Genomic DNA, 20,433 nt, shown 5'->3' on the forward strand with positions numbered 1-20,433 from the left:
CACTGGGACCGTGTCCCGCCCCACGCTCGCCCAGGTCGCGGACGCCGCGGGCGTGAGTATCGCGACGGTGTCGCGGGTGCTGCGCGAGCGCGGCGAGATCTCGCCGACCACGCGTGCCCGTGTGCGGGACGCGGCTGCCGCGCTCGGATACGGCGGAGGCGGACAGGGGCGTCCGCGCGCGGGGACCGCTCGGCTCATCGACCTCGTGATGGGGCGGTACGACGGTCCGTACAGCGAAGAGGTGGTCGTCGGCGCGCGCAAGGCCGCGACGCGTCTCGGGTACGACCTCGTCCTGACCGCCGAGCGGGACGACCCCGCCGATGACTGGCCCGCGCGCATCGCCGCGCGTGGCTCGGGCGGGGTCGTGCTGGGCTTGAACGTCCCGACGGCCCGCCAGTTCGCGCTGCTCGAGGCCGCGGCGATCCCGCTCGTGCTGTTCGAGCCCTCGTCGGAGTCGCGCGTTCCGCTCCCGAACGTCCGCACGACCGACCGCGCGGGCGGCGCGGACGCCGCGCGGCACCTGATCGACCGTGGCGCGCGTCGCTTCGTCGTGGTCGACGGCGCTCCCTCGTACCGGTGGGGTCGGGCGCGCGTCGAGGGCTTCGGCGCGGCGCTCGCGGAGATCGTTCCGGATGCCGTGCTCCGCCGCGTCGCGACCGGGTGGAGCGCCAGCGGCGCCCGGCGTGTGGTCCGCGCGGCCCTGACAGAACTGCCCGGTGACGGCTCCGTCGGTGTCTTCGCGTGTTCGGACGAGATGGCTGCCGGCGTGTACGCGGCGGCAGCCGATCTGGGGTTCCGTATCCCGGACGACGTGCTCGTCGTGGGCTTCGACGACGTCCGCGGCGCGCGCTGGCTCCGCCCGGCGCTGACCACGGTGCGTCAGCCGATCCGCGAGATGGCCGCGGCCGCGGTGGAACTGCTCGTGCAGCCGCCGGCGGGGGAGCCGACGACGATCGAGCTGCCGACGCGGCTGATCGTGCGGGGGTCGACGGGGTGAGGCGCGGTCGCAGCGGTCGCGGACGGTCTCGCGTCCGGGGGTGCCGTGGACGCGCAGGTGGACCTGGGCACGCCCCGGTCGCCGCGGGCATCCGTGTGACGGGCGGAGGACGGGGGTGCGCCGGAGGATCCCGTGGGGCGATTCATCCTCCGCTCGTCCCTGGACCTCCGCGCGTCACGCGCCGCCGCGCCGTCGCGCGCTAGGGTCGCGGAGTGACCTCGCGCCGTGCTCGTGCGATCACGCGGCTCGTCGCCGCGGCCATCGCGCTCATCGTCGTGCTGATCGCGTACGGACTGCGCTTCGCCGTCGGCGACGGCAATCCCTTCGACTTCTTCGGATACTTCACGAATCAGACGAGCAGTCTGACCGCTCTCGTGCTGATCGCGGTGGCGCTTCATCAGCTGCGTGGGGGTAGGGTTCCCGAGGCTCTGGCTGTCGCCTGGGGCGTCGGGACCGCCTGCCTCGTCGTCGTGGCGATCGTCTACAACACCCTCGTGCCCGGAACGGGATCGGCCCCGCCCTGGGTCAGCGCCATCCTCCACATCGTGTTCCCGGTGTTCGTCGTGGTCGACTTCGCCTCGGCCCCCGATCGTCCGCGCCTGCGCTGGAGAGCGCTCTGGTGGGTGCTCCCGTACCCGTGCCTCTGGCTCGCTGTCGTGCTCGTGCGCGGGCAGACGGACGGCTGGGTGCCCTACGGATTCCTCCTGCCCGAGCGCGGCCCGGTCTCGCTCGCGGCGCACGTGATCGGCATCCTGGCTCTCCTGATGCTCGCGGCGGCGGGCGTGTGGGGGCTGAGCCGGTGGCGGGTTCGAGCTCACCCGCCCGAGCCGGTTTCGCGCGCCTGATATTCTTCACGCCGCATTCGCGGGTGGTCACTGCGCGTGGCTCGACTCGGTGTCGGATCGTGCCGGTCCGGACGCTGGGGTGGGTGCGGCCGCACCGGGGCAAGGCGTGGTCGGATCACCCCTCAGGGTCCACCGCACGGGCGGGCCACGCGTCTTCTGCCTCCCCCGCTCAGTGCGTCGGATCTGCCGAGGCCGCCAGCCGGGCCACGTGACGGGCGATGCGCGTGGCGCGCAGGGTGTCGCTCGTCGCCGTGACGACAGGGTGCAGCACGGAGTAGCGCTCCGACTTGTTCAACGCCTCGAAAGCGCGAGCGGCCGCGGGATCGGCATCCAGGGCCGCCCGCAGGTCGGGCGGAACCTCGATCGTGGCGGACCCCGCGTAGGCGCGGTCCCAGCGGCCGTCGGCCTGGGCACAGGAGATCTCCTCCGCACCGCGCGGACGCATGCGCCCCGCTTCAATCAGGCGGGCCACGATGTCGACGTTCCGCGTGGACCACATCGACCGGGTGCGCCGTGGGGTGAAGTGCTGGCGGAAGGTCGCGGCATCCCGGGACTGCTTGCGCCCGTCGATCCATCCGCTGCAGAGCGCCTCGTCGAGGGCCTCGGCGTAGGTGAGCGAGGTGGGCTCGGTGGTGCCCTTCTTCGCCAGGACGAGCCAGACACCGTCGCTCGTGCTCTCGTTCGCGTCGAGCCACGCACGCCAGTGCGCGGCGTCGGTGACGGTGAGTTCGGGTGGGTCGGCCACGGGCGCCTCCTCGTGCGGGGTGTGTGAGGAGGGTAGTGCGGGGGTCCGACATCACGCCGCGGCGGGGCACGATGTACCCGCGATCACCTTTGGCGGGCGCTCAAGTCGCTCGAGAATCGTTTGAACGCGAAACGGCCCCGCCCGGTGCGGGCGGGGCCGAATCATCGCGTCAGTGCTGCCCGGGTGTCCTGCCGGTGAGCTTCGCCGCCTCGCGGTCGTTGGCGGACCAGACGTAGGCGACGACGCCGAGGACCGCGGCGGGCGCGAGGGCGGACAGCAAGAACAGCCCGATCCCCGCCCACAGCCCCTCGTTCGCGAACGTGGGGCTCACGGCGAAACCGATGCCGACGAGGACGAGAGTCGCGACGAGAAGCAGCCGGTTGCGATGCGTGCGGGTCATGGTTATCCCCCTCCGGGGTGCGAGACAGGTCGGCAGATTACCTGGCTGTACGCCGGTCCGGTAGGCCCGTCGGTGAAGTACACCCACAGTTCGTCATTACCGGGGCAGAACCCGTTGCCCGCGACGTACTCGTTGGCGATGGTCACCGCGAAACCCGCCACGATCCCCATCGGCGGGCTGAGCAGCCCGATGGCGGCCACGAGGCCGTAGGCCGTACCGTTCTTGATCGCGCGCTGGTCTGCGTTGTTGAAGGAGATGTATGTGCCCTCCCCGTCGCTACCGACCGCAAGATACGGAGAGATGGTGCCCGGTGCCGGCGGGACGACGAGACCGAAGTCGCCTTCGGCAAAGTGGTAGACGTTGACCGTTCGTCCCGCGTCGTCGATCCTGACGTCGAACGGGATGCCCGCCTCCTGGAACGCGGCGTGGGCCTCGCGAACCTGCTCCGTCGTGATGGTCGGGGCGGTGGTGTCCGCGACGGCCGATGCGGGTACAGGTTCGGTGTCCGAGGCTGTGGCCGGGGCCGCTGCCAGCGTCGACAGAGTGAGGGCGGCGGCCGCCGCCGCAGCTGCTGACCACCCCAGCTTCCGCTTCGTCGGTGTGATGACCGTGTTACGCATGTGAGCTTCCTCGCTTTCCATGGTTCGTGTTTCTCACGGCTTCGACGTTTCACCTCTCCAGGGAGAACATCTCGTGAGCTCAGGAAGCGTCCAGGGAATATCCATCGGGCATGCACGAGATGTCCCCCAGACGGGGGACGAACGTTTGCGCACGAGTATTCGGAGGGGTAGCCTCCGGCCTCCGCCCTCATGACCGCTGGGGGTGCCGCGGAGATGTTCGAGGCGGCCCAAGGCTTCGATTCACGGCAACACGAAAGCCGCTTCGCAGCGCGCGGAGCCTCGGGCGGCAGGGGCCCACCCGCCGCGGATCGGTTCCTACGGCACCCACGCGAAAGGTCCGCCACCCCGGCTGCGCCGGAATGTCGGACCTTTGGAGGGGCTGACGGGAATCGTCCCCACCGCCCCTCCACGCGCTGCTTCGCGACGCGCGGAGCCTCCGGCGGCGTGGGCCCACCCAAGGCTTCGATTCGCGGCAACACGAAAGCCCTCCCGAACGGCCTGCGGCCGCCCGTGAGGGCTTTGAGGGGCTGACGGGAATCGTCCCTACCGCCCCTCCACGCGCCGCTTCGCAGCGCGCGGAGCCTCGGGCGGCAGGGGCCCACCCGCCGTGGGATCGTTTCCTACGGCACCCACACGAAAGGCCCGCCACACCGCCTGTGGCGGTGAGTCGGGCCTTTTGAGGGGCTGACGGGAATCGAACCCGCGCTGTCTGCTTGGGAAGCAGAAGTTCTGCCATTGAACTACAGCCCCGGATGCCTTGCGGCAACCCGGCCAGCATAACAGCGTCTGCGTCGCGCGCCGGCGGCGTCCCATGGCATCCCTCGCCGAAACCGCAGGCGATCTTCAAGATCGCGCCCAGCAGACGCGGTGTCGGCGCAGCGGGCACGTCACGCGACGACACGGCCGGACCCCGCGCTCTAGGCTGGCCTCGTGCTGCTCTCCGATCGCGACATCCGAGCCGAACTCGCCTCCGGACGCCTGGGGCTCGACCCCTTCGACCCCGCCATGGTGCAGCCGTCGAGCGTCGACGTGCGGCTCGATCGGTACTTCCGGCTGTTCGACAACCACAAGTACCCCTTCATCGACCCGGCCGAAGACCAGCCCGAGCTGACCCGTCTGATCGAGGTCGACCCCGACGAGCCGTTCATCCTGCACCCGGGCGAGTTCGCGCTCGGCTCGACGTTCGAGCGGGTCTCGCTGCCCGACGACGTCGCGGCGCGTCTCGAGGGCAAGTCGTCGCTCGGGCGCCTCGGCCTGCTCACGCACTCGACCGCCGGGTTCATCGACCCGGGTTTCTCGGGTCACGTCACCCTCGAGCTCTCGAACGTCGCGACCCTGCCGATCAAGCTCTGGCCCGGCATGAAGATCGGGCAGGTCTGCTATTTCCGCCTGACCTCGCCCGCCGAGAGCCCCTACGGTTCCGGCCCCTACGGCAACCGCTATCAGGGGCAGCGCGGCCCGACCGCTTCGCGCTCGGCGCTGAACTTCCACCGCACCGACGTCGGCGCGACCGACGCGGGTTCCGCCGGACGCTGAGCAACACGCGAACAGCCCCATCGAGTCGAGCTCGGTGGGGCTGTTCGCTGCGCGGCGCGTGCCGCGCCATAAACGCGATCCACGCACAGAAACACGATGTGCACGTGTTTCCGGTCGCGGAGAGCGTTTATCGCTGATCATTCGGATGCCGAGGGCTCACCGGATGCCGAAGCCTCGCGGCCGCGGACGAACCCGGCGTCGAAGCCGCGCTCGAAGGCACGCTGCGCCGCGCGGTGGGCGCGGTGCGAGCCGCCGTGATGGTGCTCGCCGCCGTGGTGCGCGCCGTGGCCGTGTCGGCCGAAGCCGTGCTCGCCGCGCGCGAACCCGTCGTGGTGGCGGAGTCGACCGTGGCCGTGCTCACCGTGCTCTGCACGCTCCGACCCGGTGCGCTCGCCGCGCTCGAACCCGGCGTGGTCGCCGTGCCCGCGGAATCCGGGGCCGAAACCGCGGCCGAAGCCCCGGCCGGCGCCGGGACCGAACGCAGGCCCGAAGCCGGGGCCGAAGCCGCGTCCGCCGCGGAACCCGCGGGGCCCGGAGTCCGTGGCATCCACCCCGAGGGCGTCCGCGACGGCATCGACCGAGGCGCTGAGCTGGGCCAGCTCGTCGGCGGGCAGGTCGGCGAGGATCGACGCGCGGTCGGCGTCCACCCGGTCGAGGATCGCGCGTCCCTCGTCGGTCAGCGTCCATGCGTCGTCGGTCCGGGCGATCCAGCCGCGCTCGGCGAGAGCGGCGACGCGCTTGCCGCCGCGGGAGATGCGGTCGCTCACCCAGTGGGCGTCGAGGCGACCGTCGATGACGCTGAGGATCGCGATGGTCCGCGGGTCGAGGTCGCTCGCGCGGAGCTGCTCGAACAGGCGGTGGTGCAGTGCATGGCTCACCGCGCTCAGGCGATGGGCGAGGCTGCGGGCATCAAGAGAAGAAGAGGTGTTCATGGGGTGTCCTTTCGTGCGACGGGATATCCGTCGATGTATGTCATGTGACAACAAATGTACTGTGACATGTATTCCGAATGCTTGTCAAGCGACATGTAAAATTCCCTCGTGACCTCCGATCCCGCCGACGACATCGCCGCCGCTCTCGCGAAGCTGCGCGGGCGACGCCCGCGTCCCCCTTTCGGTCCGGACGAGCATCACCACCACCCCCACTCCCACGGAGGGCCGTGGGGCCGCGGAGCGCCGCCGTGGGCGGATCCCGCGCACGGACGCTTCGGTGGACCCGCGCGCCTGCGCCTGCTGGACGCCCTGGTCGCGGCATCCGACGCCCTGTCCGTCAGCGAGATCGCCGAAGCGGTGGGTGTGGATCAGCCGCGCGCTTCGCGCCTTGTGCAGCAGGCGACGCAGATGGGTCTCGTCGCGCGAGAGCCCGACCCCGACGACGCCCGCCGCACCCGCGTGCGCCTCACCCCCGAGGGCGAGAAGCTCATCTCGAGCTTCCGCGGAAGGCGACGGGATGCCGTGCGCTCCGCGCTCGAGTCGTTCACCGAGGCCGAGCGCGCCGATTTCGCGCGTCTGCTGGCGAAGTTCGCCGAGGCCTGGCCGCGCGACTGAGTCCGCGGCATCCGGAGTCGTCCGCGCGGCGCGGGCGAAACTCCTGAAGAATCGCGGGCGGCACTGACGTCTGCCGCGAGATCACACGGACATCCCCGACGGCGGTGCGGGAAAGTCAGGAGTTTCGCACGCTCCGCGCCGCCCGACCGCAACGCGCCGTTCCGCACCGCGCCGCGCACGAAGCCAGCGCGGCGGCTCAGACGATCGCGGCCGGCTTCGCCTTCACCGGGAGCAGCAGCACCAGGCCGACGGCGAGGATCAGCACGATCCCCAGGATGCCGAGTCGCGTGTCGCCCGTCAGCCCGACGAACAGGGCGAACAGGCCGGGGGCGAGGAACGACACCGCGCGTCCGGTGGTCGCGTAGAGGCCGAAGATCTCACCTTCGCGGCCCTCCGGCGCGACGCGCGCGAGGAACGACCGGCTCGCCGACTGCACCGGACCGACGAAGGCGCACAGGCCGAGGCCCACAATCCAGAACCCGGTCTGTGACGTTCCGATGAAGAGCATCGCCGCGCCGAGCACGATCAGGCAGATCAGCGAGGCGGTGATCACGCGTTTCGGTCCGAAGCGGTCGTCGAAGCGTCCCGCCGCGAACGTGCTCAGCCCCGCCACGACGTTCGCCGCGACGGCGAAGTAGAGCACCTCGGTCGAGCTGAAGCCGAACACCTGCGCCGCGATGATCGCGCCGAACGTGAAGACGCCGGTCAGGCCGTCGCGGAACACCGCGCTCGCGACGAGGAAGAGCAGCACCTGACGACTGTCGCGCCAGAGGGATCGCAGCGTGTTCCACAGCACGACGTACGAGCGGAAGAATCCCACCCGCACCTCGCGTCGCTGCGCCGGGATCTCGGGCACGCGCAGAAGCACCGGGATCGCGAACACGGCGTACCAGAGGGCGGATGCCAGGATCGCGAGCCGGATGTTCAGGCCGCCGTCTTTCGACACGGCGAGGAGGCCACCGGCATCCGGATTCCCGAAGCTCTGGATGAACAGCACGAGGAGCAGGATGAGCAGCACGATTCCGCCCACGTACCCCATGCCCCAGCCGAAGCCCGAGACGCGGCCGATGTTCTCGCGCGTCGAGACCTGCGTGAGCATCGCGTAGTAGTTGACGCTGGCGAACTCGAAGAAGACGTTCCCGACGGCGATGAGCGTCGCGCCGAGGATGAGATACGCGGGCGTGCCCTCGACGAACACCATGGCGGCCATCGCCAGCACGACCAGGCCCGTGTTCACGCCGAGCCAGAGTTTGCGGCGTCCGGTGCCGTCGGAGCGTTGGCCGAGCACGGGGGCGACCAACGCGACCACGATGCCGGCGAACATCAGCGCCAGACCGACGACGCTCGCGTTCTCGGCGAGGGCGTGCACGAGCGCGGGGTCGTCGTCGTTGCCGTTCGCGGCGGCCACGATCGCCGGGTCGACGAAGAGTTCGCTCGCGAGGTACGTGCTGAACACGAACGTCGTCACGACGGCGTTGAAGGCGGCCGAACCCCAGTCCCAGAGGGCCCAGGCGATGACCGGGCGGCGGGTCGAGACGTTCGGCGAGGCGGTCCCGGGGGAAGGCATGTCGGTCACGCTAGGGTCCTTCGGTGAACGCCCGGTGCGCCGGGAGACAGCCGCGCCGGCGTCGGCGCGCGCGTTCAGGTTATCCTTCGGCCCGCGCGGGACAGCGGAGCGGACTACCGTGGAGTCATGGCATCCGAAATCCCCGTCGACTCCGCTGAGGCTGAGACCACCCCCGAGAAGCTCACCTTCGCCGATCTGGGACTGGATGCCGCCGTGCTCAAGGCCCTGAAAGACGTCGGGTACGAGACCCCGTCCGCCATCCAGGCCGCCACGATCCCCGTGCTGCTGCAGGGCCGCGACGTCGTCGGGCTCGCCCAGACGGGCACCGGCAAGACCGCGGCCTTCGCGCTGCCGGTGCTGTCGCAGATGGAGACCGGGCACAAGAACCCGCAGGCGCTCGTGCTCGCCCCCACCCGCGAGCTCGCGCTGCAGGTGTGCGAGGCGTTCGAGAAGTACGCCGCGCACATCAAGGGCGTCTCGGTGCTGCCCGTCTACGGCGGTCAGGGCTACGGCCAGCAGCTGTCCGCGCTGCGCCGCGGCGTCGACGTGATCGTCGGCACCCCCGGTCGCATCATGGACCACCTCGACAAGGGCACGCTCGACCTCAGCGAGCTGAAGTTCCTCGTGCTCGACGAGGCCGACGAGATGCTCAAGATGGGCTTCGCCGAAGACGTCGAGACGATCCTCGCCGACACCCCCTCGACCAAGCAGGTCGCGCTGTTCTCGGCGACCATGCCGGCGCAGATCCGCCGCATCTCGGCGCAATACCTCAACGACCCCGAAGAGATCACGGTCAAGACCAAGACCACGACCTCGGCGAACATCACGCAGCGCTACCTCGTGGTGTCGTACCAGCAGAAGATCGACGCCCTCACGCGCATCCTCGAGGTCGAGAACTTCGAGGGCATGATCGTCTTCACCCGCACGAAGAACGAGACCGAGACGGTGGCCGAGAAGCTCCGCGCCCGCGGCTACACCGCCGCCGCCATCAACGGCGACATAGCCCAGGTGCAACGCGAGCGCACGGTCAACCAGCTGAAGTCGGGCAAGCTCGACATCCTCGTCGCCACCGACGTCGCCGCGCGCGGCCTCGACGTCGACCGCATCAGCCACGTCGTCAACTACGACCTCCCGATCGACACCGAGTCGTACGTGCACCGCATCGGCCGCACGGGCCGCGCGGGTCGGACCGGGGATGCCATCAGCTTCGTCACCCCGCGCGAGCGCCGCATGCTCACCGCGATCGAGAAGGCCACGCGCCAGCCGCTGACCGAGATGTCGCTGCCGAGCGTCGACGACGTCAACGCCACGCGCCTGACCCGCTTCGACGACGCGATCACAGCGGCCCTCGAAGACACGGCGGCGATCGCGACCTTCCGCGACGTCGTCGCCCACTACGTCGCGCACCACGACGTTCCCGAGGCCGACGTGGCCGCGGCCCTCGCCGTCGTGGCGCAGGGCGATACGCCGTTGCTGCTCGAGGAGGAGACGATCCAGCAGCCGCGATTCGATCGCGACCGCGCGGACCGCCCGGCCCGCGAGCCGCGCGAGGGCGGCGACCGGCGCAGCAGCGGCGGACGCTTCGCGACGTACCGCATCGCCGTGGGCCGTCGCCAGCGAGTCGAGCCGCGCCAGATCGTCGGCGCTCTCGCGAACGAGGGGGGCCTGCGCCGCAACGACTTCGGGGCGATCCAGATCCGCCAGGACTTCTCGCTCGTCGAGCTCCCCGCCGACCTCTCGCGCGACACGATCAACCGCCTCGCCGACACCCGCATCTCGGGCCAGCTGATCGACCTGCGGCTCGACCAGGGTGGTCGCTCCGCGAAGCGCAGCGACCGGCCGCAGCGCCGCGACCGCGACCGCGACTGAGCCTCTGACCGGCCGCCGCGCCGGGCCCGCGGCATCCGTTCGACGCCCCCGCTGCCCTTCTGGGCGCGGGGGCGTCGGTGTCGTGCGCCGGCAATGACCTGACCGCTGAGGGCGTGTCCACTTTGTGCAGTTCGAAGGCCCTGCGGCCGCACATAGTGGGACATCTGAGCGTTGGGCGGGGCCGTGGCCGTTGGGCGTGTCCCATTTTGTGCGGTTTGGTGGGCCGGATGCTGCACATAGTGGGACATCTGAGCGTTGGGCGGGGCCGTGGCCGTTGGGCGTGTCCCACTTTGTGCAGTTCGGAGGCCCTGCGGCTGCACATAGTGGGACATCTGAATGCGCAAGTTGCGCGCCGAAGTTGAGCCAATTCATATCAAGTCTCCTTGACGCCCGGAGAGGGCTGCGATAACCTTGAGTCATCGCGGCTCAACCCGTGAGAAGACTTCAACAGAACCACGAGCTCGGCACCGGTCGGGCTCACAAGCAAGGAGACACATATGCCACGTGCAGTGGGAATCGACCTCGGTACGACCAACTCCGTCGTGAGCGTCCTCGAGGGTGGCGAGCCCAAGGTCATCGCCAACGCCGAGGGTTTCCGCACGACCCCCTCGGTCGTCGCGTTCACGAAGGACGGCGAGGTGCTCGTCGGCGAGACCGCCAAGCGCCAGGCCGTGACCAACGTCGACCGCACCATCTCGAGCGTCAAGCGCCACATGGGCACGACCTGGACCTTCGATGTCGACGGCAAGAAGTGGACGCCGCAGGAGATCTCGGCCCGCATCCTGCAGAAGCTCAAGCGCGACGCCGAGGAGTACCTGGGCGACAGCGTGACGGATGCCGTCATCACGGTGCCCGCGTACTTCAACGACGCCGAGCGTCAGGCCACCAAGGAGGCCGGTGAGATCGCGGGCCTCAACGTCCTGCGCATCATCAACGAGCCCACCGCCGCGGCCCTCGCGTACGGCCTCGACAAGGGCAAGGAAGACGAGCTCATCCTCGTGTTCGACCTCGGTGGCGGAACGTTCGACGTGTCGCTGCTCGAGGTGGGCAAGGACGACGACTTCTCGACCATCCAGGTGCGCGCCACCGCCGGTGACAACCGCCTCGGTGGTGACGACTGGGACCAGCGTCTCGTCGAGTACCTCATCAAGCAGTTCAAGGACACCACCGGTGTCGACGTCTCGGGTGACAAGATCGCCCTCCAGCGTCTGAAGGAAGCGGCCGAGCAGGCCAAGAAGGAGCTCTCGTCGTCCACGTCGACGAGCATCAACCTGCCCTACCTGTCGCTGACCGACTCCGGCCCCGTGTCGCTGAGCGAGACGATCACGCGCGCCAAGTTCGAGGACCTCACCAAGGACCTCCTCGACCGCACCCGCAAGCCCTTCTCCGACGTCATCCGCGAGGCCGGCGTCAAGGTCGACGACATCGCCCACGTGGTGCTCGTCGGCGGCTCGACCCGCATGCCCGCGGTCGCCGAGCTCGTCAAGAAGGAGACCGGGAAGGACGCCAACAAGGGCGTGAACCCCGACGAGGTCGTGGCCGTGGGCGCAGCCCTGCAGGCCGGTGTCCTCAAGGGTGAGCGCAAGGACGTGCTGCTCATCGACGTCACCCCCCTGAGCCTCGGTATCGAGACCAAGGGCGGCATCATGACCAAGCTCATCGAGCGCAACACGGCCATCCCGACCAAGCGCAGCGAGACCTTCACCACCGCCGACGACAACCAGCCGTCGGTCGCGATCCAGGTCTTCCAGGGCGAGCGCGAGTTCACCCGCGACAACAAGCCGCTGGGCACCTTCGAGCTCACCGGTATCGCCCCGGCTCCCCGTGGCATCCCGCAGGTCGAGGTCACCTTCGACATCGACGCCAACGGCATCGTGCACGTGTCCGCGAAGGACAAGGGCACCGGCAAGGAGCAGTCGATGACGATCACGGGCGGCTCGTCGCTGCCCAAGGAAGACATCGAGCGCATGGTGCGCGAGGCCGAGGAGAACGCGGCCGAAGACAAGAAGCGCCGCGAGTCCGCCGAGACCCGCAACCAGGCCGAGACGCTCTCGTACTCGATCGAGAAGCTGATCAAGGAGAACGAGGACAAGCTCCCCGCCGAGGTCAAGACCGAGGTGCAGGGCGACGTCGACGCGCTCAAGACGGCTCTCGCCGGTGACGACGACGACGCGGTCAAGACCGCGTTCGACAAGCTGAACGCCAGCCAGGGCAAGCTCGGCGAGGCGATCTACGCCTCGTCGCAGGCCGCGGGCGAGCCCGCTGACCCCAACGTGGGCCAGCCCGGCAACGGCGAGACGCCGAACCCCGAGGAAGACGTCATCGACGCCGAGGTCGTCGACGACGAGAACCCCGACGAGAAGAAGTAAGCAGAGAACATGGCACACAAGGACGACGAACAGCCCACGGGCTCGGGCGCCGGTCCTGACGAGACGGGGCCGGAGGAGAACACCTCCGGCCCCGCGCCGTCGGGCGAGCAGTCCGAGACGCAGGATGCAGGCCAGACCCCGGATGCCGAGGGCCTGACCATCGACGACATCCTCGGCGCCGAGCAGACCCCCGAGGCGGCCGCAGAGGGCGCTTCCTCCGACAAGGAGGCGTCGCTGCTGATCGACCTCAAGCGCCTGCAGGCCGAGTACGCGAACTACCGTCGACGGACCGAGGAGCAGCGCGAGCGCGAGATCGAGCGCGCCAAGGGCGAGGCCGTGAAGGGCCTGCTGCCCGTCATGGACGACCTCGACCGCGCCGCCAAGCACGGCGACCTCGTCGAGGGCAGCCCGCTCGCCGCCATCGGCGAGAAGGTCCGCGCCGTGGCCGAGCGCCTCGGTGTGGTCTCGTACGGCGCCGTCGGCGAGGTGTTCGACCCGCAGCAGCACGAGGCGATCTTCCAGGCTCCGACCCCGGGTGCGACCGAGACGACGATCCTCGAGGTCGTCGAGGTCGGCTACCGCCTCGGCTCGGTCGAACTGCGACCGGCGAAGGTCGTCGTCGCCGTGCCGGCCTAAGAGGAGGACATATGGCGAGTCAGGACTGGTTCGACAAGGACTTCTACAAGGTCCTCGGTGTCGACAAGGGCGTGAGCGCGGCCGATCTGAAGAAGACCTACCGCAAGCTGGCGCGCCAGTACCACCCCGACTCGAACCCGGGCGACGCGAAGGCGGAGGCCAAGTTCAAGGAGATCAGCGAGGCCTACTCGGTGCTCAACGATCCCGAGCAGCGCGAGGAGTACGACCAGATCCGGGCCATGGGCTCGGGGGCGCGCTTCTCGGCTCCGGGGACGGGTGCCGGCGGCGGTTTCGATGACGTGTTCAGCCGTTTCGGTCAGCAGCGCGGGGGAACCACGGGCGGTCCCGCCGGCTTCGAGGACTTCTTCTCGATGTTCGACCAGGGCGGAGGGGGCTTCGGTTCCGGACGCTTCGGTCAGACGACGGGCGGATACCGCGGCTTCGGCGGCCCCCAGCGCGGGGCCGACGTCACGGCGCGCACGACGATCGACTTCGTCACCGCGGCCAAGGGCGAGACCATCACGTTGCAGGGCGAGGACAACAAGCCCTTCAAGGTGAAGATCCCGGCGGGCGTCTCGGACGGGCAGAAGATCCGCCTGCGTGGTCGTGGTCGTCCTTCCCCGGACGGCGGCGAGAGCGGCGACATCGTCGTGACCGTCGCGGTGCGTCCGCACCCGGTGTTCACCCGTGATGGCCTCAACCTGCGGCTGACGGTCCCCGTGACCTTCACCGAGGCGGCTCTCGGCGCGACCATCGAGGTCCCCACCCTCGGCGGCGACCCGGTGCGGCTGCGTGTCGCCCCGGGCACTCCGTCGGGGCGCGTGCTGCGCGTCAAGGGGCGTGGCATCCAGACCTCCAAGGGCACCGGCGACCTGCTCGCCGAAGTCCAGGTCGCGGTCCCCGCGCACCTCGACGACGCCGCCCGCGAGGCCCTCGAGCGTTTCCACGAGCTCGAACCGAAAGAGAATCCCCGCGCCGACCTGATGGCCAAGGCGCGATAACACCACCACGCCGGGGCTCGGCATCCGGGATCACGGATGCCGGGACCCGGCGAACGGCACGAGCGAGAGGAGAAGACGTGGCCGACCGAGAGATCGATGAGGATTCCCCCATCTTCGCCATCGCCGTCGCCGCCGAGCTGTCGAACATGCACCCGCAGACCCTGCGGCAGTACGACCGGCTCGGCCTCGTCGTTCCCGCGCGGACCCAGGGCGGGTCGCGCCGGTACTCGAGCCGGCACGTGCAGCAGTTGCGCGAGGTCGCGCGCCTGTCGAGCGAGGGCATGAGCCTTCCCGCGATCGCGCGGCTGCTGACGCTCGAGCAGCAGGTGCACGACCTCTCGCGCCGCGTGAACGACCTCGAGCGTCAGCTCATCGCCGAACGCGAGTCGCGCCCGGGTGCGCGTGTGTTCGCCGCGGGGGCGACCGGCTCGGTCGTGACGCTGCGCCACGGTGCGCGCGTGCGGCGCGCGACCGACATCGTGCTGTGGCGTCCGCGCGACGCGCACGGCGACTGACGCCGCCTCCGCGCCGCGAGCACGCTCTGTGCGGCGCGAGGCCCCTGCGCGCCGCGAGGCCTCCGCGCGCGAGGCGAGGTCCCTGAGCTCGAAGCGAGGTCCCTGAGCTTGTCGAAGGGACCGGGATGCCGCGGTCGCCCGGTGGCTTCGACAAGCTCAGCCACCTCTGCCGGGCTGCCGCGGTCGCCCGGTGGCTTCGACAAGCTCAGCCACCTCTGCCGGGCTGCCGCGGTAGCCCGTGGCTTCGACGCGCTCAGCCACCTCTGCCGGGCTGCCCCGGTAGCCCGTGGCTTCGACGCGCTCAGCCACCTCTGCCGGGATGCCGCGGTCGCCCGGTGGCTTCGACAAGCTCAGCCACCTCTGCCGGGCTGCCGCGGTAGCCCGTGGCTTCGACGCGCTCAGCCACCCCTGCCGGGTCAGGCGGGATCGAGGCGCAGAACGGCGGGGGATTCGCCGAGCTTCACGTCGTCGACGATGCGCACCGTCCGGGCGATGGCATCCACGTCGCCGATGACCGTGCCGAAGCGCTCGCGGTCGGAGCAGACCGTGGTGACCGTGACGAAGTGCGAGCCCGTGTCCCACGTGTAGGTCGCGAACGGCGGCGTCTTCGGGTCGGTCGGCAGCGGCATCGCGAGCTTCTCGCCGACCCCGAGGAAGGGGTTCCGGAACGACTCGGTGTCGTCGTACTCCATCGGCATCATCGCGCGCGCCGTGCGCAACTGCGGTGTCGCCTCCTGCAGCTGCGCCATCACGACGAGCAGCTCGGGGTCGCTCTTCCACACCCACACGAGCACGCGTCCGGCCGCGCGCCGCATGAGCAGCGGAGCGGCCTGGCTGAGGATCCACGCGAAAGCTCCGCCGCCGGGGCGGGGTGTCGATCCCGCGGCGGTGTTCGCCTGGTTCAGCAGCATGCCGATGGCGGCCTTGCGATGGCGGCGGCCGCGGAATCCGAGAGAGCCCGTGACGGGCACCCAGCGGTCGGCGGGGGCGTCGGCCTGCAGTCGGGACATGGGTCCAGCCTAGAAGGAGCGACCGGGTGGAGTCAGTCCCCGTCCAGGCGCACCACGACGGAATCGGCCGGCAGCGGTTCGCGGGCGTCGAGCCGGATGACGTCGAAGCGCTCTGCGTCGACGATCGGCGCGCAGAGGACCGCGATCGCGGCATCCGGCAGCCGTGCACCGGCGGCGACGACAGCGAGAGTGGGCCGACTCTCGGATGCCATGAGGTTGACGGCATGACACGGGTGGTCGAGCGCCAGCAGGCGTGTCGTCGCGTCCCCGTCGAACCGCGCGATCTCACCGTGGCGGACGTCGAGCTCTTCGCCGTCGACCTCGAGGCGGACGCCGCCGCCCCACGGCACGAACGTGCGGTGCAGGTCGGGGAAGGACGAGAAGGCAGCGGGGTCGTCGAGTCGCGCGACGCTCAGTCGCCAGGAGGTCTCGGTGAAGAGCGGCCACGTCTGCCCCCGCCCATTGCGCCATGGTGTCGCGGGTGTCTCGGCGAAGCGGCGGATCACGGTGGCCATACCGGCACGGTACTCCACGCACTATTGCCATTCTGTGGCAACCGCGTTTTACTAGCTGGAAACATGAACAGCGGGACCGCGTAACAGCGGCCGCATAACGTCACTCGCAACGAAGGGAGGACGCATGGCCGAAACACCCACCCGCACCGTCGACCGGGCGCTGTCGCTGCTGGGGACCGTCTGCGATTCCGGACCGATCACCCTGGCCGACGCGGCCCGCGCCGCGGAGCTGTCCGCGAGCACCGCTCTCCGACTGCTGCGCACACTCGAGGCCCAGGAGTTCGTCCGCCGTGTCGCCGACGGCCGCTACGCCGCCGGAGCGCGCATCGTGCAGCTCGGTGCCCTCGCCCTGTCGAACGACTCGCTCGTCTCGCTCGCCGAACCCGCCCTCGCCCGCGTCGTCGCCGAGACGGGCGAGTCCTGTTACCTCGCCGTCCGCGGGGCGGGTGACACGGCCCTCTACATCGCGATCGTCGAGGGAACGCACTCCATCCGCCACGCGAGCTGGGTGGGTCGGACGATCCCGCTGCACGGGTCCGCCGCCGGTGCGGTGCTCGAGGGTCAGACCGGCGAGGCCGGCTACGTCGTCGTCATGCAGGGCGTCGAGGACGACGTCACCGCGATCGCCGCCCCCGTCGTCGTGGGCGGGAGGGTCGTGGCATCCCTCTCCGTCGTCGTCCCGAGCTACCGCACGACCGACGTCAAGAACGCGGCGATCGGACGCCTGCTCGTCGCGGAGAGCCGGTCGATCCTGGCGCACCCCGAACTTCCCGCCGCGGCTGAGGAGCGCGCTCGATGATCACCTTCCAGAACGTCACCAAGCGCTACGGCGACACGGTCGCGGTCGACGACCTGCAGCTCGTGGCGCCGTCCGGAAAGCTCACGATCCTCGTCGGCCCGTCGGGATGCGGCAAGACGACCTCGTTGCGGATGGTCAACCGGCTCATCCGGCCGACCTCCGGCGACATCCTGCTCGACGGGGAGTCGACAGCGGGCATGGACGTCGCCGCGCTCCGCCGCCGGATCGGCTACGTCATCCAGCACGCGGGACTGTTCCCGCACCGCACGATCGCCGACAACATCGCCACGACCCCCCGGCTGGCGGGCGTGCCCGCGAAGCAGGCGCGTAGCCGCGCGATCGAGCTGATGGAACGCGTCGGACTACCGGCCTCGTTCGCCTCGCGGTATCCCTGGCAGCTGTCCGGGGGGCAGCAGCAGCGCGTCGGCGTCGCCCGTGCCCTCGCGGCCGACCCCGCCTTCATGCTGATGGACGAACCGTTCAGCGCCGTCGACCCCGTGGTCCGCACGCAGTTGCAGGACGAGTTCCTGCGCATCCAGCGCGAAGAGGGAAAGACCATCGTCATGGTCACGCACGACATCGACGAGGCGCTCAAGCTCGGCGACTACGTCGCGGTGATGCGCACGGGCGGACGCCTCGCCCAGCTCGCCACCCCCGAAGAACTGCTGACCAGCCCGGCCGACGCCTTCGTCGCGGACTTCGTCGGGCGCGACCGCGGCTACCGCTCCCTCGGCTTCCGCTCGGTCTCCGACCTGCCGCTGACGCTCGAGCCGACCGTCGTCGTGGGCACTCCTGTGGCCGAGGCGCGGGGCGCGACCGACGACGACTGGCTCCTGGTGGTGGACGGCGAGCGGCGCCCACTCGGCTGGGTCGAGCCGCGCCGTCTGAACGCCCCGATCGCGGCGTCCGACCTGAATCTCGCCGGCACCGTCGCCCCGCGCGAGGGAACCCTGCGGCAGGTGCTCGACGCGGCCCTCAGCGCCCCGAGCCGTCGCGGCGTGATCGTGGACGACACCGGAGCAGTCGCGGGATCGGTGACGGCCGCAGCCGTGGTCGCGATGATCCCCGAACTCGACGCGGGGGCGGCGGCATGAACCTCGACTGGGTGTTCCGCGAGAGCGACAACATCCTCGGACTGCTCGCGTCCCACATCGCACTGTCGGTCGTCCCGGTGATCGTCGGCCTCGTTCTCGCGCTCCCGCTCGGTTGGGCGGCCCAGCGCAGCGGCGTGTTCAAGACGGGCCTGTTGAGCATCACCGGACTGCTCTACACGATCCCCTCTCTCGCTCTCTTCGTGCTGCTGCCCTCGGTGCTCGGGACCCGCATCCTCGACCCGCTCAACGTCATCGTCGCGCTGACCGTGTACACGCTGGCGCTGCTGGTCCGCACGGTCTCGGACGGGCTCGACTCGGTCGCCCCCGAGACCCTGCAGGCAGCGGATGCCATGGGCTACCGGCCCCTTCACCGGCTGCTGTCGGTGGAGCTTCCGGTGGCCGTGCCGGTCATCGCGGCGGGGCTGCGCGTCGCGGTGGTCTCCAACGTCAGCGTCGTCTCGATCGCGGCTCTGATCGGCACCCCCCAGCTCGGACTGCTGTTCACGCAGGGCGCGCAGCTGCGGTTCCTCACCCCGATCATCGTCGGCATCGTGCTCTGTCTCGTGCTGGCCCTCGTGCTCGACGGACTCGTGCTGCTCCTGGCGCGCGTGATGACCCCGTGGACCCCGAGAGGAGCGCACGCGTGATCGACTACCTGCTCGACCCGAACAACTGGACCGGGTCCGGTGGCATCCCGGTCCTCGTCGGACAGCACCTCATCTACACCGCCGTCGCCCTCGTCATCGCGGGAGCGATCGGGGTTCCCGCGGGCCTCTACGTCGGGCACACCGGACGCGGCGTCGTCGTCATCGCCGGCTTCGCGAACGCCCTGCGCGCCCTGCCGACGCTGGGACTGATCGTTCTGCTCGTCATGATCGTGGCACCGCTCATCGCGTCGGATCTCGCGTTCGTCATCCCCAGCATCATCGTGCTCGTGCTGCTGGCGATCCCGCCCATCATGACGAACACGTACGCCGGCATCCGAGCCGTGGATGCCGCCGCCGTCGACGCCGCCGTGGGGATGGGGTACCGGCCCCTCCGAGTGCTGTTCTCGGTGCAGGTGCCGTGCGCACTGCCGCTGATCATCTCGGGCTTCCGTGGAGCGACGCTCCAGGTCATCTCGACCGCGACCATCGCCGCCTACGTCTCGCTCGGGGGCCTCGGTCGCCTCATCATCGACGGCCGCGCGCAGAACGACTACGACAAGATGCTCGTCGGCGCGCTGCTGGTGGCGATCCTCGCGCTCGTCGTCGACCTGCTGCTCGCCCTCGCCGCGCGCGTCTTCGTCTCCCCGGGCCTCGACCGCCGGACCTCTCGCATCCCTCTGCGCGTTCGGCGCTCCGCCGTCGCCGCCTCCTGACCCGTTCCATCCGAAAGCACCACCCGACCCGCACCACCGCTTTTCTCGCTCCGTGCTCTGCACGACGAAAGGAACCCTGATGATCCGTACCCGCATCGCCGCGGCGGCCGCCCTCGCGACCGTCGCCGCCCTCGCCCTCTCCGCCTGCTCCTCGGGCGGCAACCCGCTCGCTGCGGGCGATGACCAGTCCGCTCCGGCCGACAGCATCGTCATCGGCTCGGCCGACTTCCCCGAGAGCCAGCTGCTCGCGACCATCTACGCCCAGGCGCTCACCGGGGCCGGCGTCGAGGCGACCACGCGCCTCAACATCGGCAGCCGCGAGGTGTACATGCCTGCCCTCCTCGACGGCTCGATCAACATGCTCCCCGAGTACACGGGTGCGACCCTCAGCTACCTCACGAAGGGCGACGCGGGCGTCTCGAGCTCGGCCGACGTGGCCGCCGCGCTCGAGAAGGCGCTACCCGAGGGCATCACCATGCTGACGCCGTCAGAGGCCCAGGACTCCGACGTGCTCGCCGTGAGCAAAGAGACCGCCGCGAAGTACAACCTCAAGACCATCGAGGATCTCAAGCCGTACGCGGCCGACATGGTGCTCGGCGGTCCGCCCGAGTGGCCGACGCGCCACGAGGGCGTCCAGGGCCTCCAGGAGGTCTACGGCCTCACGTTCAAGGAGTTCAAGGCGCTCGACGTGGGCGGCCCGCTGACCATCGCAGCCCTCACGAACGGCCAGATCCAGGCGGCCGACATGTACTCGACCTCTCCCGCCATGAAGGACTTCGTCGCTCTGGAAGACAACCTGAACCTCTTCCCCGCGCAGAACATCGTGCCGATCATGGCGGCCGACAAGAAGACCGACAAGGTGACCGAGGTGCTCGACAAGGTCTCGGCGGCGCTGACCACGCAGGACCTCATCGACATGAACGCCAAGCTCGACGACCAGCAGAGCCTCGACGACGTCGCGGCCGAGTGGATCTCCGCCCACGACCTGGGCTGATCGCGCGAACGCTC

General features: G+C 70.1%; 21 protein-coding genes and 1 tRNA gene. 14 read left to right on the forward strand and 8 right to left on the reverse strand.

The window, feature by feature from the left end; translation table 11 throughout:
* The first annotated feature begins 10 nt into the window (after positions 1 to 10).
* Both AB0O24_RS04790 and AB0O24_RS04795 read left to right on the forward strand, forming a co-directional pair.
* A complete protein-coding gene (locus AB0O24_RS04790) occupies positions 11 to 997 on the forward strand; it encodes a LacI family DNA-binding transcriptional regulator (RefSeq protein ID WP_363372938.1) in 987 nt (328 codons plus the stop codon).
* 212 nt (positions 998 to 1,209) lie between these two features.
* Positions 1,210 to 1,842: a Pr6Pr family membrane protein gene (locus tag AB0O24_RS04795; RefSeq protein ID WP_363372941.1), complete on the forward strand. Its 633-nt coding sequence runs from the start codon at positions 1,210 to 1,212 to the stop codon at positions 1,840 to 1,842.
* 169 nt (positions 1,843 to 2,011) lie between these two features.
* Here the strand turns inward: AB0O24_RS04795 and AB0O24_RS04800 are convergent, their stop codons facing one another.
* From AB0O24_RS04800 to AB0O24_RS04815, 4 genes are all read right to left on the reverse strand, one after another.
* The gene (locus tag AB0O24_RS04800; protein ID WP_363372944.1) at positions 2,012 to 2,587 is read right to left on the reverse strand and encodes a YdeI/OmpD-associated family protein; all 576 of its coding nucleotides are present in this window, start codon (positions 2,585 to 2,587) and stop codon (positions 2,012 to 2,014) included.
* 169 nt (positions 2,588 to 2,756) lie between these two features.
* On the reverse strand, positions 2,757 to 2,987 hold the full coding sequence (locus AB0O24_RS04805) for a hypothetical protein (protein WP_275801685.1): 231 nt from the start codon (positions 2,985 to 2,987) through the stop codon (positions 2,757 to 2,759).
* Between the two features lie 2 nt (positions 2,988 to 2,989).
* Positions 2,990 to 3,607, reverse strand: coding sequence for a hypothetical protein (locus AB0O24_RS04810; RefSeq protein WP_363372947.1), 618 nt, complete (start codon positions 3,605 to 3,607; stop codon positions 2,990 to 2,992).
* Between the two features lie 679 nt (positions 3,608 to 4,286).
* A tRNA-Gly gene (locus tag AB0O24_RS04815) sits at positions 4,287 to 4,357 on the reverse strand.
* Between the two features lie 180 nt (positions 4,358 to 4,537).
* On the opposite strand from AB0O24_RS04815, the gene dcd reads away from it, so the two are divergent.
* Complete coding sequence (dcd, locus tag AB0O24_RS04820) at positions 4,538 to 5,143, forward strand: dCTP deaminase (protein WP_058597005.1); 606 nt, start codon at positions 4,538 to 4,540, stop codon at positions 5,141 to 5,143.
* A gap of 137 nt (positions 5,144 to 5,280) precedes the next feature.
* On the opposite strand, the gene AB0O24_RS04825 is transcribed toward dcd, so the two are convergent.
* The gene (locus AB0O24_RS04825; protein WP_363372949.1) at positions 5,281 to 6,075 is read right to left on the reverse strand and encodes a hypothetical protein; all 795 of its coding nucleotides are present in this window, start codon (positions 6,073 to 6,075) and stop codon (positions 5,281 to 5,283) included.
* Between the two features lie 108 nt (positions 6,076 to 6,183).
* Here AB0O24_RS04825 and AB0O24_RS04830 point away from each other — a divergent pair, with 108 nt between their 5' ends.
* Positions 6,184 to 6,690: a MarR family transcriptional regulator gene (locus AB0O24_RS04830; protein WP_275800793.1), complete on the forward strand. Its 507-nt coding sequence runs from the start codon at positions 6,184 to 6,186 to the stop codon at positions 6,688 to 6,690.
* Between the two features lie 196 nt (positions 6,691 to 6,886).
* On the opposite strand, the gene AB0O24_RS04835 is transcribed toward AB0O24_RS04830, so the two are convergent.
* Positions 6,887 to 8,257, reverse strand: coding sequence for an MFS transporter (locus tag AB0O24_RS04835; RefSeq protein WP_363373173.1), 1,371 nt, complete (start codon positions 8,255 to 8,257; stop codon positions 6,887 to 6,889).
* Between the two features lie 126 nt (positions 8,258 to 8,383).
* On the opposite strand from AB0O24_RS04835, the gene AB0O24_RS04840 reads away from it, so the two are divergent.
* From AB0O24_RS04840 to AB0O24_RS04860, 5 genes are all read left to right on the forward strand, one after another.
* Positions 8,384 to 10,126 carry a DEAD/DEAH box helicase gene (locus tag AB0O24_RS04840; RefSeq protein WP_363372954.1) on the forward strand — a complete coding sequence of 581 codons (1,743 nt, stop codon included), beginning with the start codon at positions 8,384 to 8,386 and terminating at the stop codon, positions 10,124 to 10,126.
* A 497-nt stretch (positions 10,127 to 10,623) separates the two neighbouring features.
* Positions 10,624 to 12,495 carry a molecular chaperone DnaK gene (dnaK, locus tag AB0O24_RS04845; RefSeq protein ID WP_058597008.1) on the forward strand — a complete coding sequence of 624 codons (1,872 nt, stop codon included), beginning with the start codon at positions 10,624 to 10,626 and terminating at the stop codon, positions 12,493 to 12,495.
* A gap of 9 nt (positions 12,496 to 12,504) precedes the next feature.
* The gene (locus tag AB0O24_RS04850) at positions 12,505 to 13,131 is read left to right on the forward strand and encodes a nucleotide exchange factor GrpE (protein WP_058597009.1); all 627 of its coding nucleotides are present in this window, start codon (positions 12,505 to 12,507) and stop codon (positions 13,129 to 13,131) included.
* Between the two features lie 11 nt (positions 13,132 to 13,142).
* Positions 13,143 to 14,132: a DnaJ C-terminal domain-containing protein gene (locus AB0O24_RS04855; protein ID WP_058597010.1), complete on the forward strand. Its 990-nt coding sequence runs from the start codon at positions 13,143 to 13,145 to the stop codon at positions 14,130 to 14,132.
* Positions 14,133 to 14,209: 77 nt separating this feature from the next.
* Positions 14,210 to 14,647 carry a MerR family transcriptional regulator gene (locus AB0O24_RS04860; RefSeq protein WP_275800795.1) on the forward strand — a complete coding sequence of 146 codons (438 nt, stop codon included), beginning with the start codon at positions 14,210 to 14,212 and terminating at the stop codon, positions 14,645 to 14,647.
* Positions 14,648 to 15,063: 416 nt separating this feature from the next.
* Here the strand turns inward: AB0O24_RS04860 and AB0O24_RS04865 are convergent, their stop codons facing one another.
* Together AB0O24_RS04865 and AB0O24_RS04870 are read right to left on the reverse strand one after the other, a co-directional pair.
* Complete coding sequence (locus AB0O24_RS04865; RefSeq protein ID WP_363372959.1) at positions 15,064 to 15,657, reverse strand: hypothetical protein; 594 nt, start codon at positions 15,655 to 15,657, stop codon at positions 15,064 to 15,066.
* Positions 15,658 to 15,689: 32 nt separating this feature from the next.
* A complete protein-coding gene (locus AB0O24_RS04870; protein WP_307384330.1) occupies positions 15,690 to 16,172 on the reverse strand; it encodes a HutD family protein in 483 nt (160 codons plus the stop codon).
* Positions 16,173 to 16,296: 124 nt separating this feature from the next.
* Here AB0O24_RS04870 and AB0O24_RS04875 point away from each other — a divergent pair, with 124 nt between their 5' ends.
* The 5 genes from AB0O24_RS04875 to AB0O24_RS04895 all read left to right on the forward strand — a co-directional run bounded on the left by AB0O24_RS04875 (position 16,297) and on the right by AB0O24_RS04895 (position 20,419).
* Positions 16,297 to 16,971 carry a helix-turn-helix domain-containing protein gene (locus AB0O24_RS04875; protein WP_307384332.1) on the forward strand — a complete coding sequence of 225 codons (675 nt, stop codon included), beginning with the start codon at positions 16,297 to 16,299 and terminating at the stop codon, positions 16,969 to 16,971.
* The gene (locus tag AB0O24_RS04880) at positions 16,968 to 18,065 is read left to right on the forward strand and encodes an ABC transporter ATP-binding protein (protein ID WP_363372963.1); all 1,098 of its coding nucleotides are present in this window, start codon (positions 16,968 to 16,970) and stop codon (positions 18,063 to 18,065) included. Before AB0O24_RS04875 ends, AB0O24_RS04880 begins: the two co-directional genes overlap by 4 nt.
* Positions 18,062 to 18,712 (forward strand): ABC transporter permease subunit, encoded by a 651-nt coding sequence (locus AB0O24_RS04885; protein WP_275800454.1) that lies wholly within the window; start codon positions 18,062 to 18,064, stop codon positions 18,710 to 18,712. The genes AB0O24_RS04880 and AB0O24_RS04885 overlap by 4 nt, the downstream gene beginning before the upstream one ends.
* Positions 18,709 to 19,425, forward strand: coding sequence for an ABC transporter permease subunit (locus tag AB0O24_RS04890; RefSeq protein WP_363372966.1), 717 nt, complete (start codon positions 18,709 to 18,711; stop codon positions 19,423 to 19,425). The genes AB0O24_RS04885 and AB0O24_RS04890 overlap by 4 nt, the downstream gene beginning before the upstream one ends.
* Before the next feature lie 79 nt (positions 19,426 to 19,504).
* Positions 19,505 to 20,419 carry an ABC transporter substrate-binding protein gene (locus AB0O24_RS04895; RefSeq protein ID WP_363372969.1) on the forward strand — a complete coding sequence of 305 codons (915 nt, stop codon included), beginning with the start codon at positions 19,505 to 19,507 and terminating at the stop codon, positions 20,417 to 20,419.
* The last annotated feature ends 14 nt before the right edge of the window (positions 20,420 to 20,433 follow it).

This window comes from Microbacterium sp. NPDC086615, assembly GCF_040686055.1.
Classification (GTDB): domain Bacteria; phylum Actinomycetota; class Actinomycetes; order Actinomycetales; family Microbacteriaceae; genus Microbacterium.

Bases quoted from the DNA above. Each gene is read 5' to 3' on its own strand.
- AB0O24_RS04865 (WP_363372959.1), bottom strand. From the start codon at position 15,657: ATGTCCCGACTGCAGGCCGACGCCCCCGCCGACCGCTGGGTGCCCGTC.
- AB0O24_RS04805 (WP_275801685.1), bottom strand. From the start codon at position 2,987: ATGACCCGCACGCATCGCAACCGGCTGCTTCTCGTCGCGACTCTCGTC.
- AB0O24_RS04825 (WP_363372949.1), bottom strand. From the start codon at position 6,075: ATGAACACCTCTTCTTCTCTTGATGCCCGCAGCCTCGCCCATCGCCTG.
- AB0O24_RS04835 (WP_363373173.1), bottom strand. From the start codon at position 8,257: ATGCCTTCCCCCGGGACCGCCTCGCCGAACGTCTCGACCCGCCGCCCG.
- dnaK (WP_058597008.1), top strand. From the start codon at position 10,624: ATGCCACGTGCAGTGGGAATCGACCTCGGTACGACCAACTCCGTCGTG.
- AB0O24_RS04895 (WP_363372969.1), top strand. From the start codon at position 19,505: ATGATCCGTACCCGCATCGCCGCGGCGGCCGCCCTCGCGACCGTCGCC.
- AB0O24_RS04855 (WP_058597010.1), top strand. From the start codon at position 13,143: ATGGCGAGTCAGGACTGGTTCGACAAGGACTTCTACAAGGTCCTCGGT.
- AB0O24_RS04875 (WP_307384332.1), top strand. From the start codon at position 16,297: ATGGCCGAAACACCCACCCGCACCGTCGACCGGGCGCTGTCGCTGCTG.
- AB0O24_RS04885 (WP_275800454.1), top strand. From the start codon at position 18,062: ATGAACCTCGACTGGGTGTTCCGCGAGAGCGACAACATCCTCGGACTG.
- AB0O24_RS04850 (WP_058597009.1), top strand. From the start codon at position 12,505: ATGGCACACAAGGACGACGAACAGCCCACGGGCTCGGGCGCCGGTCCT.
- AB0O24_RS04870 (WP_307384330.1), bottom strand. From the start codon at position 16,172: ATGGCCACCGTGATCCGCCGCTTCGCCGAGACACCCGCGACACCATGG.
- AB0O24_RS04810 (WP_363372947.1), bottom strand. From the start codon at position 3,607: ATGCGTAACACGGTCATCACACCGACGAAGCGGAAGCTGGGGTGGTCA.
- AB0O24_RS04880 (WP_363372963.1), top strand. From the start codon at position 16,968: ATGATCACCTTCCAGAACGTCACCAAGCGCTACGGCGACACGGTCGCG.
- AB0O24_RS04840 (WP_363372954.1), top strand. From the start codon at position 8,384: ATGGCATCCGAAATCCCCGTCGACTCCGCTGAGGCTGAGACCACCCCC.